The following is a 14,389-nucleotide window of genomic DNA, read 5'->3' on the forward strand; positions in this document are numbered from 1 at the left end:
CAATATTTAGGATTTATCAATTCCTAAAGAATTCACGGGGTGCCGCAGATCAATTTGGCACTCCAAATTTTAAAAATTATAGAGTTGAGGTGATCCCAATATGAGTATATCTATGGAAAAAGGTGCAAATGTGTTGTGGGTTGATTTTATCGCGAATGGGGTTCGACTAGCGGATCGTGCAGAGAGGCAGCGCCTTGTGAACAGTGCGAAACAAGCTGGAGTAAGCCATTTGGTGGTGGATGCCAAAATTCCCTATGGACATACGACATTCCCAAGTTCTTATGCTTATCATGTAAGTTGCTGGTCGGACGGACGTTATCAAGTATGGGAAGGAAGAGATTTTCTTGCAGAAATGATAGAGGAGGCGAGTGGTGTCGGGCTTCAAGTCATTGCCAACATGGATGTATTCGCTGAAGGTACGACGCATTCAAGAGACGGTATTGCTTATGACAAGAAGGATTGGCAGGTCATGCTGTATAATCCGAGTCTTTCTTCGGAAGCGGTTGCAGCTGAAAATGCGGATGATGATACGATTTTTGTGAATCCGATTCATGAAGAAGTTCAACTGCACGAACTTGGCATTCTGAAGGAGATTGCCTCGAACTATAAAATTAGTGGTATTGTGCTTGACCGCTGCCGCTATCCGAATGTCTATGGTGATTTTAGCGAATTAAGCAGGAGAGCATTCGAACAATATATGGGGAAGCCGGTAGCACAATGGCCACAGGACATTTTTACCTTACTAGAAGGTACGAAACAAATTGAGTATGGTCCTTGGTTCGCGAAATGGACGGAATGGCGTGCGCTGAACATTAAACATTTCGTGCAATCGGCTAAGCAAGTTGTTAAATCCACAAATCCAAGTCTATCCTTCAGCATTTATGTTGGATCGTGGTATCCGTTATATTTCAACGAAGGTGTCAATTGGGCTAGTGAAACCTATCGTTCGAACTTGCCATGGGCTTCTGAAGAATATCATATTTCCGCCTATGCCGATGAATTGGATTTCATTATGACCGGTTGTTATTATCCCGAAGTGCGAATTGAAGAAGCCGCACATAATGGCAGGCCTGCGGAATGGTACAGCGTAGAAGGCGCGATCCAAATGAGCCTAGAGGCAATTAACGGGCAGATTCCAGTCATCGCGAGCTTATATTTGAAGGATTATGAAGGAAACATTGATCAATTTGAAAAAGCTGTTCGGATGTGCCGAGAACGCACGCACGGTGTCATGCTGTTCGATGAGAGCCATTTGGATGATTATAGCTGGTGGGAGCAGCTGGATTCAGTATTATCTGAGATGTCTTGAAGGGAGAGACGAATGAAGTCGGTCAGTTGCCATATTTCGACCCATTCAAAGGCAACATGAATAGGAGTCAATGCATTAGAAGAAAATAATCTCCTTTTGTTAAAAATATAGTGGAGAATTTATTCTATTCGTGTTACAATGAACATGCAAGAAGGGAGAAGGTTGCAGGAACGACTCTTTTTCCGAAATCATTTATGGATTGGAGCAATTACAGATATAGCTTAGAATAACAAGGTTTTTTTGTAAGCGCTACCGTTTCCGGACTTATAGTCATTTCTTCTCCTAGCTTTAAGAGATCGTTTATAAAGAAGAGAGGGTGTTGTGGTATGAGTTTCAAAGGCAGAAGGTTGATTTCATTAGTATTGGCATCAATGATGATGGTGGGGTTATTGGCGGCGTGTGGTTCGGATTCATCGGGCAACAAAGGGGCTGCTTCAAGTGAGAACAACGATAGCAAAAAGCCCGCGGAACAAGTCACAGTAGAGTTCTGGACCATCTCATTGCAGCCGACCTTCAATGATTACTTCCACAAATTGATTGCGGATTATGAAGCGAAGAATCCAAATGTCAAGATTGATTGGAAGGATTACCCTTACGATGCTGTGCTTAACAAGCTCATGACGAATATTGCTGGCGATGATGCGCCAGACGTGGTGAACCTTAATACGGAGCTGGCCAATCAGATGGGAACCAAGGATGCCTTGGTTGACTTCAACCAAGAGCTGACAGCGGACCAGAAGGCAGCTTATTTCCCGGGAATTTACTCCTCAACAGAAATGAACGGCAAAGGGTTCGCACTCCCTTGGTACACCGGACTGCCCGTCCTATTCATGAATAAGGATCTGGTGGTGAAAGCGGGACTGAATCCGGACAATCCGCCGAAGACGAAACAGGAATTAAACGAATGGGGTCGCCAGATCAAAGAGAAAACCGGCACCTACGGCTACATCTTCACGATGGAGGCGCGCACTCTGCTAGAAGAGAACTTGCCGTTCCTGACCGAGGATTATAAGAAGGCAGCTTTTAATACACCAGAAGTGGAAGAGTATGTTAATGAGAATTTACAGCTATTAAAAGAAGGCGTCATTCCAAAAGACATTATCAACTACGATAAACAAGTGCAATACTTTGCGAGTGAGCAAGTGGCCATGTCCTTATCCAGCTCGCCATTCATTAACAAGATCAAGACAGCCGCGCCGGATGTATATAACAAAATGCTTGCCGTTCCAAGTCCGGTTGGCAAAGCGGGCATTCGCTATTCCAACACGATGAACATCGTCGTGCCTTCGGCAACATCTCATAAGAAAGAAGCGGTTGACTTCGCTGTATTCGTAACAAATGCGGCCAATCAACTGGAATTCTCCAAGCTCGCTAATACATTGCCTTCCACAGTAGAGAGCGCCAAAGATCCGTTCTTCTCGCAAAATGACGGAACTCTGGAAGGGGTAGCTAAGACCGTATCTGCAGTCAGCCTTGATAAAGCCGAGGATTTCTACATCGGCGTTGAGAGTGCCAAAGATGTCAATCAGGCTGTCACCAAAGCATTGCAGGAAATTTATTTAAACGGTGCTGATGCGAAGAAGACATTGAATGAGGTCGAGAGCGAGGTTAACAAAATCTTAGGCAACTAAATACGTCTGGTTGGGCAGGCTTGTCCTGCCCGCTTTCTATAATGAATGTTCAAAAGTGGACTTTTTGAACTACCTAATTAATGGTGGTGGAGGATTACTATCATGAAAAAATTCTTTACTAGATTCGGCAAGTCGGAAGCGTCGGTGGCTTGGCTCTTCATGACGCCGGGTTTGATTCTACTGGCCCTATTTGTCTTCTGGCCGATTATTTATAGCGTACCGCTGGCGCTGACGAATTACTCCGTCATAGGCAAGACCGAATTTGTTGGCTTGGATAACTTCGTTAAGGCGTTGCAGGATAAGAGCTTCATCACGTCACTGCTCAACTCGTTGCTATACGTCATTGTTGTGCCATTTATTCAGATTATATCTATTCTTATGGCGATTCTAGTCAACAGCAATGTCAAAGGCATTAAGTTATTTCGTACGGCTTATTACATCCCCGTAGTTACTTCTATGGTCGCGGTAGCGCTTATTTGGGGCTGGCTGCTCAACCAGAATGGGGTCATAAACTATGTGCTGACCAATGTAGGGTTAATGAAAGAGCCAATTACCTGGCTGTCCAACAAAGATACAGCACTGTGGACACTGATGTTCATTACGATGTGGAAGGGCCTTGGCTACTATATGATGATTTATTTAGCCGGATTGCAATCCGTTCCGAAGGACCTGACAGAGGCTGCGATGATTGATGGCGCGAACCGGGTGCAGACGATTCGTAAAATTACAATTCCGCTGTTGAAGCCGTATGTCTTTTTCTGCACGCTTATTTCTCTAATGGCAGCAATCCGTGTGTTCGATGAAGTGTTTATCCTGACGATGGGTGGACCGGGGGATGCTACCTTAACATCGAGCTTGTATATTTATCAGCAGGGTTTCCAACAGTTTAATTTCGGCTACTCTTCGGCACTTGGCTTAATTGTCAGCGTCATGATTGGTGCGCTTAGTATCGTCATCTTCAGATTCAACCGGAAGGGTGGTGTCAATCCATATTAATGGATGCATGATATGAGAAAAAAACCACTTCGATTATTGAAATTATTATTGTTGTATGGAGCTTTGATTCTGTTTGCCATTTTTATGATGGGACCATTCCTATGGATATTAAGTGTGTCGCTCATGCCCGGCAAGAATGTGTTCAGCTCTCCACCGGCGATCTTGCCGACATTTATCGACTTTGATAACTTCATTCAAGTATGGAATTATATGGACTTTCCAAGATACTTAATGAATACCGTTATCATTGCGCTGATGGGTGTTGTAATGAACATCTTCTTTTCTTGTCTTACAGCCTATCCGCTTGCCGTATTCCGTTTCAAAGGCCGGGATCTAATCTTTACACTACTGGTAGCGACGATGATTATTCCCGCTGCAGCCGGCATGGTAGTTAATTATTTGACGGTAAAAGCACTAGGCTTGATGGGCGGGTTTCTTGCAGTCGTGCTTCCTTCAGCAGTTACCGTGTTCAACGTATTCCTAATGAGACAGGCGTTTATGGGCATGCCACATGAGCTGCGCGATTCCGGCAAAGTGGACGGTGCCAGCGAATTTCGTATTTGGCTGCAGTTGGCGCTGCCGATTGTGAAGCCGGCGATCGCCGTTATCGGACTATTGGAGTTCATGGCGATGTGGAATAGCTTCCTCTGGCCGATGATTGTGCTTAATGATACGAAGCAGTATCCCATCGCGTCCGCGCTCAGCTTTTTAAATGGCCAATTTTCCTATAATTTTGGCTGGATTGCCGCCGGAACCGTTATTTCGGTTATACCGATTATCATCGTGTTCCTATGCACCCAGAAATATTACATGGAAGGTGTATCCGGGGCAGTTAAAGGATAGGAGGACCCTACTCACATGAAAAAAATTATATATATTCCGCTGGATGAACGTCCGTGCAATTACGAATTTCCGGCACTTCTTGCCGCGGGAACGGATTATCATGTTGTCCGTCCGGATATGAGCATGATGGGGCTGAAGAAGCGCCCTGGAGACATCGAACAGCTATGGGCCTGGCTATTCGAGCAAGCGCGTGATGCAGACGGAGCGATTGTGTCCTTGGACACATTGCTATACGGAGGAATAATCCCCTCGCGGCTGCATGAGATGACAGCGGAACAATGTGCGGAGCAATTGGAAAAGCTCCGTCAATTGAAGCGGATCAACCCGGCTTTGCATGTATTTGCTTATCAGCTCATTATGCGTTGCCCGCGCTATTCCAGCAGTGATGAAGAACCGGATTATTACGAGAATTGGGGCAGGGAGATTTTCCGGCGCGGCTATGTCCGCCATCGGTTGGAGCTGGGCATCGTGACGGAAGAAGAGCAAAATGAATTGCAGCAGATTGAGGATGTTTTGCCTGAATCCATTTGGCAGGACTACACGGAGCGCCGTGCTGTTAATTTAACAGCGAATAAGAGAGCAATCGAACTGGTGCAGGACGGGGCCGTCGATTTCATGATCATCCCACAGGATGACTCGGCTCCTTATGGTCTGACTGCGGTGGATCAGCAGCACGTTCGCGAGCATGTCAAGAAGTGTCAGCAGCAGCTGTCCGTCTATATGTATCCCGGGGCAGACGAAGTGGGATGTACGCTACTCGCCCGCATGATCAATCATTTTGAGCGTCGTAAGCCACGGGTGCATGTTCATTTTGCCAGTGTGCAAGGGCCGTTAGTGATACCTCTATATGAAGACCGTGTACTATATGAATCGGTTAAATATCAGATTATGGCGGCCGGAGGACTAATGTCGCCTTCCCTGGCAGAGGCCGATATGGCCCTATGCGTTAATACACCTGGCGAGAGCATGATGGAGTCGAATGATCAAGGACAGCATTATTTAGGGTATCAGGTATACCGGAATTTAGTTGAATTGATTGAGGTGGCTGATGATATTGTTCACCGTCTCGACAAGCCTTGTGTTATCGCCGATATTGCCTACGCCAACGGTGCAGATCTTGAACTGCTGCAGCTGCTTCGCGATAAGAAGCTATTGTTCGAATTGGCCGGTTATGCAGGCTGGAATACAAGTGGCAACACGCTCGGAACTTGCATTGCTCAAGGCATGGTCTATGCCGTGTATGGCAATACGCCGCAGCATCGCGATTTCCTGTCACTACGCTACGTCGAGGATGGGGGCTATTGTGCCCATGTGCGTAGGGATGTAAGTGATCGGGTGCTGCCTGGTACGGGATACAATTATTTCTCAATCGACGGACAGCGGGGACAAATCGCCGAGCGGGTCAAAGCTGAATTGACTCGGTTCATCGAGCAGCATTTGCATCATCCAGAGAATAATTATGAGATCGTGATCGACGATTGCTATATGCCTTGGAGTCGGATGTTTGAGGTCGGATTGAAGACCCATGTCCGTGATACGAAGCAAGGACAATAAAGTACGACGAAGGTTCGAGCTTCGCTAACGCTGCGAGGGTCTACAAATGTTGCAAATAACAGAAAAGGTGCATGAACAGCTCAGGTGGATGCTGGAAGCACCGGAGAAGGAGCCAGCGAGAGATGCATAACGAGCGAATGACAGATGTCGCCGTCCTAGGCGGCGGGTTGGGCGGATGCATGGCCGCATTGGCTGCAGCCAAAATGGGCGTGCGTGTGATCATGACAGAGGAGACGGATTGGCTCGGCGGTCAGCTGACAAGTCAGGCGGTTCCGCCGGATGAACATCAGTGGATAGAGGAATTCGGCTGCACAGAGACGTATCGCGAGTTTCGAGACCGGGTGCGTGCTTATTATCGAGAGAACTATCCGATGTCAGAGGAAGCGAAGAATAATGAACTGCTTAATCCCGGAAATGGTTGGGTAAGCCGCTTATGCCATGAGCCGAAGGTAGCGCTGCGCGTCATCGAGGATATGTTGGCCCCGTATGTGAACAGCGGCCGTATCACGGTATTGTATCATTTCAGACCAACTGCAGCCTCAGTGAACGAGGATCAGATAGAGAGTGTAACCGTTACACATATAAGCTCAGGTGAAGAAGTTGTACTAAGGGGAGCATACTTCCTCGATGCTACGGAATGTGGAGACGTACTGCCGTTAGCGGGGGTTGAATATGTAATAGGCGCGGAGTCCAGGCATGAGACAGGGGAGCCGCATGCGCTGGAAGAGGCAAATCCTCTCGATATGCAGTCGATCACCCATGTGTTTGCCCTCGATTATATAGATGGTGGCAATTTCACGATTGAGAAGCCTGAGCAATATGATTTCTGGCGTAAGTTCGTTCCGAAGCATACGAATATTCCGCTGTTAAGCTGGTATGCGAACGATACGGATGACGCGGAGAAAATGAAGGAGTTCGCCCTATTTCCAGGTGAAGGCAAGGACGCTTCTGGGCGGGAACTTCTGTCGCTGTGGACGTATCGTCGTGTCATCGACCCGGCTTTATTCGAGCCTGGTCTATATGAAAGCGACATCACCTTGATCAATTGGCCGCAGAACGATTATTTTCTGGGTTCCATTATTGACGTTCCTGTAGCAGAACGGGAGGAGCATCTGGCGAATGCTAGACAGTTAAGCCTCTCCCTGATCTACTGGCTCCAGACCGAGACGCCTCGTCCGGACGGAGGGCGAGGGTATCCTGGCATCCGGCTGCGTACGGATGTACTGGGTACAGAGGACGGCCTGGCGAAGTACCCGTATATTCGTGAGTCGCGCCGGATTCAAGCGATGTATACCATAGCGGAGCAGGATGTTAGTAAGGAAATCCGCGGGGAACAAGGGATTCGCCGTTATGACGATAGTGTAGGTGTCGGCAGCTATCATCTAGATGTTCACCTGACGACCGTCACGAACCGAACTTTCTATATTCCGAACTATCCGTACGAGATTCCGCTTGGTGCATTACTGCCGATCCGGGTCAAGAATTTGCTTCCCGCTTGTAAAAATATCGGCACCACTCAAATCACGAACGGATGCTACCGCCTCCACCCGACAGAATGGAATATTGGGGAATCGGTCGGTTATTTAGCGGCCTATGCGCTACAGAATCAAGTGACGCCGCATGAGATACACGCCAATTCGGAGCATCTTCAGGCCTATCAAGCGCTGATTCAAAGGCAAGGGGTCCAAATCCACTGGCCGGACGATCTGGTTCTTTAATCGATAGAGTAGTATAAATCAGCAGACAGCCACTCTATTGATCATAAGGGATGGCTGTTTACTGATTTTAAGGAAATGGCAAATGAGCTACATATTACTCAATGAACAGTTTACGGAGGTTTGCACTATGTTAGATTCAATTATTGAAACTTTAAAAGGCGGACTTATTGTTTCCTGTCAAGCTCTTGGGGAAGAACCATTCTACGGAAGTGATTATATGGCCCGCTTTGCTCTAGCGGCTGAAATGGGCAAGGCGGTAGGGATCAGGGCGAATACGCCTCAAGATATTAGAGCGATAAAAAAGGTGACGAATTTGCCGGTTATCGGCTTATGGAAGAAGGAGTATACCGGTTCTGACGTTTATATAACTCCTACCTTAACAGAGGTTGAAGGAATAATCGCTGCTGGAGCCGATATTGTCGCTACGGATGCTACATTACGCAATAGGCCGGGCAATGTTTGTCTTGGGGATTTGGTTAAAGAAATAAGGGAGGAGCACCAAGTCCTATTAATGGCAGATGTATCTTCTGTAGCAGAAGGAGTAGAGGCGGAGAGATTGGGTTTTGATCTTATTTCTACTACGCTATCTGGTTATACAGCCTACAGCCCGCAGAGTGAGGAACCAGATATTCAATTAGTTGCTGATTTAAGTCAAATGGTTAGCATTCCCGTATTAGCTGAAGGGAGAATTCATAGTCCTGAACAGACTGTTGAGTGTCTTCGGGCTGGAGCTTATGCAGTTGTAATTGGGGGAGCCATTACCAGGCCGCAATTGATTACTAAGAAATATACGGATGCTATACTTCAATATCATAACATTCCTGAAATTTAGTCTTTATTAATTTATTTGCAGCAGCCTTTAATCGAGGAGGTTCTATGGATGGAATATACTGGGGAAGTAGCTATAGGTCTGGATATCGGTGGAACTAACATGAAGTCGGGGATTGTAAATGCGGAGGGAGTGGTCATTCACCATTTGAATTGTCCGACGAAGGCAAATGAAGGTGGAGAAGCACTGTTAAATCGAATTACCGAAATGACGAAGGAATTAGAAAGGTATTCAAGCAGTCAAGGATGGAAGGTAAAAGGTGTCGGCATAGGGACTGCTGGTCAAGTTAATAGTCGGACAGGCGTTGTAATGGGGGCCACAGCTAATTTGCCGGGATGGGCCGGAATGGAGCTTGAAAATCGGCTGCACTCCATGACAGGTTTGCCTGTATTGATCGATAACGATGCGAATGCCATGGCATTTGGCGAAGCGTGGGTAGGATCTGGCAGACAATGGAACGATTTCGTCTGTGTTACCTTGGGAACGGGAGTAGGCGGTTGCCTGATCCTTAATCATAGGCCGTATCAAGGACGGGATGGGTTTGCGGGAGAAATAGGCCATCATGTTATTGAGTACAGTGGTTATCCATGCAATTGCGGCAGAACAGGCTGTTGGGAACAGTATGCTTCTGTTACAGGATTGATGAGAATGGCAGAAGAAGCTGGGGCAGAGCTAGAAGGGATTAGGACCGCGGAAAGTATATTCGCATCTGCGGAGGAAGGAAACGAAGCATCTATTCACGTGCTGAGAAGATACACTCAGTATATTGCTGCTGGTCTGGCTAATCTGGTTCATACCTTTAATCCAGAGGGGATTGTCATTGGAGGGGCTATTACTCGACAAGGCGAATTTTTACTTCATCCGGTTCGTGAAAGTCTGTCGCACCAGCTGCTGCCTGTTTTTAGAGAGAGGGTTAGGGAAATTGAGGTTGTTTCGGCTTCTTTAGGAGATAATGGAGGTGTAGTTGGGGCTGTAGCAGGTTATTTTATTTGAAATTAAATTTGCATTATAATGTAACTTGTTATAGCATACTAGTTTGCCTTTTAAAGGAATTTGTGTGTATCCTAAATATAGGTTAGTCTACAGGTTCATTATTTGTTAGGCAACCTGAAAGGAGAATGGATTTGTCTAACGAGCAGGGAATGGGAAAGACGTTGTTATCCATAAGAAGTCATTTTAATGGATTAACCAAAACAGAACAAAAAGTTGCAAATTTTATTCTGGAAAACGCTCAAGATATTATTTATCATTCGGTGACCGAACTTGCAGAAAGAGCGGATGTCGGTGAGACGACGGTGATTCGCCTCTGCCGAAAACTGAAATTCCAGGGTTTTCAGGATTTTAAATTATCCCTGGCACAAGATTTGGTTAAGCCTTCCGATCGCTTATATAATGAAGTTACTGAAGAGGATGATGCAGCGACTTTAAACCGTAAGGTGATATCTATGCATATGGAGACACTGGAACAAACTTCGGAACTTATTAGCTCAGATCAGTTGGAGAAGACCATTGATTTATTGACTGCAGCTACTCATATTCACTTTTTTGGAGTAGGATCTTCAGGATTGACGGCGTTACAGGCCGCGCATAGTTTCACCAGGATAGGCAAGCAAAGCTTCGCTAAGACAGATACGCACTTTCAGGCCATGACAGCTGCATTAATGCATCCAGGAGATGTAGCTGTTGGGATATCCATTTCGGGAAGCACCAAAGATACGCTGGAGAACTTAAGCCTAGCCAAGAAAGCGGGCGCCAAAATAGTCGTTATTACCAGTAATGCGCGTTCCCCTATAACCAAACTGGCTGATATCGAACTGTTAATGGTTGCTAGAGAAAATCCATTACAAGGCAGCTCACTTGCTGCAAAGATATCCCAGCTAGCAGTTATTGATATTTTGAATGTCGGGGTTTCTTTGAAAATAAAGGATGAGGCTCTGAAATACCGCGAGATAACGGCAAAATCAATCTCTGAGAAACTGTATTAATGATTAAATCATTAATTTCAATTATATTAGTCGATCAAATGAGAAGCTCTCCATCGTATGGTGAGCTTTTTGTCATTCTGTGGCCAAATATTAGGTATGAAGCCGCATTGGTGCATCCGGTTCTTGGTGGTACGGTTGCGGTACAGCTCTGGAAGTCTAAAAAATTGAAGCAATACTAGTAAAATCATTACAACATAAACCTAAAGAGTATACAATTTACTTATTAGAACGTCTTTGAAATGAGGAACGTAATCGCAAAAGAAAAGAATATTATACCTTATTAGAATCATTAAAAAATGGAGTGCCATAAGTCTGCGTTATATATGCTGGAGGTAAGTGTCGTGGAAAATAGTAATAGGCTTCATTATTTTGATAATTACTTGGATGATGAAGATGTGTATTCTGCTTTAGAAAAATATTGGATTGATATGTTTTTTATGTTGTTGCATAAAGAAAATGTGGACGGAAGGGATTGGATATCCCCTTATTATAACACTACCTTCAGTAATGGGGAAAAAATGATGGATGGAAGTCCTATATTTTCAGCGAAATCAACAAAAAAGAATAAAATAATTAAAATTATCCAAGAAAGCTCTAAGAATGCGGATTTATTATCTTATTGGATGAATAGTACTATGGACAATAGGAGCCAGAATGAATTGGTGATCGTTTGTACATTAAATAATAATACCTTGGAAAAGATAAAAGACTTAATTATAAGTTGGATTAAAGGAAATTTGAAAGATACATAATAAAAAGTCTAAGAAAAAATATAAGGATGAGAAGCCGCTTGACCTAAATAACTATAAACCTTTCGGCGTATGTATGGTTTTAAAGGGGGGTTCAAATAGTGCCCCGTAGGGAAAGTGAAAAATGTACAACCTAACTTGAATATCCCTATACCAGAGATTTTGAGTAGTAGTGACAGGGGACAGTGGGGGGAATCGGTCCGAATTTTCACGCTACGGGGCTGACGTCCATTGGTTATTAAATGTATAATCGTGGAAGAATGTCAGACAACCAACGACCCAATCTCAAATAAGAACTATCTAGGGCTGGGATGTTTCGCAAATACCAAAATATTATATGAAATCCCATTGAAAGATTTTTATTATTTTTTTGGAACACCAACGATTGGTGACTTTAAAACCTATATTTACATCAATGAATTTAATCTTTGATGTTTATGGGGCAGGAATATTACTTTCAAGAATGAAATTGCCTGTGGATACAACTGTTTAGCTAGATGAAGCATCATTAAATTTTACAAAGAAAACAATAGATATCTTAAAAATAATACTGCACTTGCTAAGTCCGTCGGACCCTGTAGCATGCGCTCCCTTAAGCCTCTTCGGTTCGTAGGTACAAGATCGTTATGTGAAAGCTGGGCAAATCAATGTTTTAAGCGAGGTATCCTATGAAGCGTCAATTAAAAGGTATTGTATTTGATATGGATAATACTATTTTAAGATCAAGAATTGACTTCCAAGCCATGAAGAATGAAACCTATCAATTTCTCGTATCGAAAGAGATTCTAACCGATGGATATGATCTTAATTACCATACAACATCAACTATTGTTGAAGAAGCAATACAAACGAATCGAATGAGTGAAGAGTTACGAAATGATATGTGGGATATTGCTAAGAAGCATGAAGTGTGTGGAATGAAGGGGGCAGACTTGGAGCCTGGTGCTGTGGAGGTCCTTAGTAAACTCAAAGGTAGATATCAGCTTGCAATTGTAACGAATAATTCTGTTGAAGCTGCAGGAATCGCATTAAGAGATAATGATATTTCTGCATACTTTGATTTCATTATTGGCAGGGAGTTAATGAAAGCATTGAAGCCTTCACCTGATGGCTATTTGCGAGTATTGGATGAGTTTAAGCACTCAGCGAATGAATGGCTCTCTGTAGGTGATTCATGGATAGATGGGAAGGCATCGATAAACGCAGGAATAAGGTTCATAGCTTATCGATCAGATATAGAAAAATTGAAGCAGATGAACGTATACCCGACTGCAGAAGTGTCCAATCTCTTGGAATTGATGAGTCTGATTGAGCAATTCGAAGAAGGCTCAGCCATCAGATAGCACCATGTCCACGCATCGGGGACAGGCCCCTCCCTCGGTCTTGCAGAAAGATTTCAAAGAAGCAAAGCAGCCGGACATACCTGGCATTGACCTGATCGTGAATGGTGGAGCGTTATAGGAAATAGGCATTAAGGAAAGCGAGGAAAAAATGAGCAAATATTCTTTTATAGTTTCAAATCGTTCATTACCAGAGGTAGATTTAACGGGTGTTGTGAGAATGAAGTATGGAGAATATAAAAAATTGGATATTCCATCTTCTGGAGAATCCCTTTTAGATCAATTAGATGAAAAGGACGATAATTTAGAAATACTAATATTGGATTCGACGAAAATGAATCATCTTAAGATAACTCTTTGTACCAATCGACCATATGATTTGGAAGCATACATACAACAAGAATTTATTTATTGGTTGGAAGGGAGTTCAGATGATGCAGCTTGGAAAGAACAACTTTATGAATATTTGAAAGGGCTAAAAAATATGAAAGACGGACTGGAAATATGGTCTATATGGTTCGGAGATGGCCCTCAAGAGATTGAAAAAATGAAATTTAAATTATCAGACTTACAATTAATTGATTTGGAAGCATTAAAAAGTATGAGCATGAATTACTGTATAAAATTTGAGTAGTGATTGAGTTGATTGGTCAATTCAAAGCAGATGCCTGCATCCTATAACGACATGTGAGACCATTTAGTTGAGAAAGCGATGGATTATCAAAGAGAGGTTGGTTGCTAGTTTGCGTAGATGGTTTTTATCAGGATTGTTACTCGTTTTTATATCATTAGTAATAGCTTGGATGACACGAATGCCTGAGATTTTAGTTTTTTTTAATTTAATAGTAGGGATGATAAGTCTAACAATAGCCCTTTATATTCATATTGGATTGCGGTGGTTTTATATTTACAACGAGCTTAGAACTAATCATGAAGGAGCTGAGTACCATAAGAAGAATCGTCTAAAATATAAAATGATTATTTTTGGCTTGCCAAATGTAGGGTTCGGAGGAATTGTTAATGAGATTTTTGAAATTTGGCCTTGGACTTAGCCGAGACTATTCCAAACCATCTGTATGACTAACAGATAACGATAGTTGACCTATGTATTTTAATGATGGCGCTGACATCCTATAACACAGGATTCATGCATCGGCTATACGGCTCTCGGTCCGCAGAAGCATTTTCCATGAAGCATGAGCAGTGGACAACCCTGCACTGGCTAAGTCCGTCGGATCCGGCGAATTCGCCCCTTTAAGCCTCCCGGGTTCGTAGATTCAAAGCGTTTAATGAAATTGCTGAAAACAGTTAGTAAAAAGTAAACGGGTGATCAATGAAATATTCGAAATACTACTTGGACCCATTTTTCGATTCGATAAATGAATTTCATTCAAAAGTCGAATTATTAATCTTAGCCAATTCATTTAATCAAAAG

General features: G+C 43.8%; 13 protein-coding genes. All 13 read left to right on the forward strand.

Translation table 11 applies throughout. The features are described 5' to 3' along the window. The first annotated feature begins 100 nt into the window (after positions 1-100). The 13 genes from MH117_RS03825 to MH117_RS03885 all read left to right on the forward strand — a co-directional run bounded on the left by MH117_RS03825 (position 101) and on the right by MH117_RS03885 (position 14,006). A complete protein-coding gene (locus tag MH117_RS03825; protein ID WP_239327307.1) occupies positions 101-1,309 on the forward strand; it encodes an alpha amylase family protein in 1,209 nt (402 codons plus the stop codon). Between the two features lie 326 nt (positions 1,310-1,635). Next, positions 1,636-2,940 (forward strand): ABC transporter substrate-binding protein, encoded by a 1,305-nt coding sequence (locus MH117_RS03830; protein WP_239327308.1) that lies wholly within the window; start codon positions 1,636-1,638, stop codon positions 2,938-2,940. Between the two features lie 102 nt (positions 2,941-3,042). Beyond that, positions 3,043-3,936 carry a carbohydrate ABC transporter permease gene (locus tag MH117_RS03835; RefSeq protein WP_239327309.1) on the forward strand — a complete coding sequence of 298 codons (894 nt, stop codon included), beginning with the start codon at positions 3,043-3,045 and terminating at the stop codon, positions 3,934-3,936. An 84-nt stretch (positions 3,937-4,020) separates the two neighbouring features. Then, positions 4,021-4,779 (forward strand): carbohydrate ABC transporter permease, encoded by a 759-nt coding sequence (locus tag MH117_RS03840; protein WP_481857242.1) that lies wholly within the window; start codon positions 4,021-4,023, stop codon positions 4,777-4,779. Between the two features lie 15 nt (positions 4,780-4,794). Beyond that, a complete protein-coding gene (locus MH117_RS03845; RefSeq protein ID WP_239327311.1) occupies positions 4,795-6,333 on the forward strand; it encodes a DUF4127 family protein in 1,539 nt (512 codons plus the stop codon). 122 nt (positions 6,334-6,455) lie between these two features. Beyond that, complete coding sequence (locus MH117_RS03850; RefSeq protein ID WP_239327312.1) at positions 6,456-8,051, forward strand: FAD-dependent oxidoreductase; 1,596 nt, start codon at positions 6,456-6,458, stop codon at positions 8,049-8,051. Positions 8,052-8,178: 127 nt separating this feature from the next. After that, positions 8,179-8,883 carry an N-acetylmannosamine-6-phosphate 2-epimerase gene (locus MH117_RS03855; RefSeq protein WP_239327313.1) on the forward strand — a complete coding sequence of 235 codons (705 nt, stop codon included), beginning with the start codon at positions 8,179-8,181 and terminating at the stop codon, positions 8,881-8,883. Between the two features lie 48 nt (positions 8,884-8,931). Further along, on the forward strand, positions 8,932-9,873 hold the full coding sequence (locus MH117_RS03860; RefSeq protein WP_239327314.1) for an ROK family protein: 942 nt from the start codon (positions 8,932-8,934) through the stop codon (positions 9,871-9,873). Positions 9,874-10,004: 131 nt separating this feature from the next. After that, a complete protein-coding gene (locus tag MH117_RS03865) occupies positions 10,005-10,865 on the forward strand; it encodes a MurR/RpiR family transcriptional regulator (protein ID WP_239327315.1) in 861 nt (286 codons plus the stop codon). Positions 10,866-11,206: 341 nt separating this feature from the next. Continuing rightward, positions 11,207-11,617, forward strand: coding sequence for a hypothetical protein (locus MH117_RS03870; protein WP_239327316.1), 411 nt, complete (start codon positions 11,207-11,209; stop codon positions 11,615-11,617). 665 nt (positions 11,618-12,282) lie between these two features. Further along, entirely contained in the window at positions 12,283-12,957 is a 675-nt protein-coding gene (locus MH117_RS03875) for an HAD family hydrolase (protein WP_239327317.1), read from the forward strand. 148 nt (positions 12,958-13,105) lie between these two features. Further along, on the forward strand, positions 13,106-13,588 hold the full coding sequence (locus tag MH117_RS03880; RefSeq protein WP_239327318.1) for a hypothetical protein: 483 nt from the start codon (positions 13,106-13,108) through the stop codon (positions 13,586-13,588). Positions 13,589-13,655: 67 nt separating this feature from the next. Then, positions 13,656-14,006: a hypothetical protein gene (locus MH117_RS03885; RefSeq protein WP_239327319.1), complete on the forward strand. Its 351-nt coding sequence runs from the start codon at positions 13,656-13,658 to the stop codon at positions 14,004-14,006. Positions 14,007-14,389 lie beyond the last annotated feature (383 nt).

Source organism: Paenibacillus sp. ACRRX, from assembly GCF_022346885.1.
In the GTDB taxonomy this organism is placed as follows: Bacteria; Bacillota; Bacilli; order Paenibacillales; family Paenibacillaceae; genus Paenibacillus_B.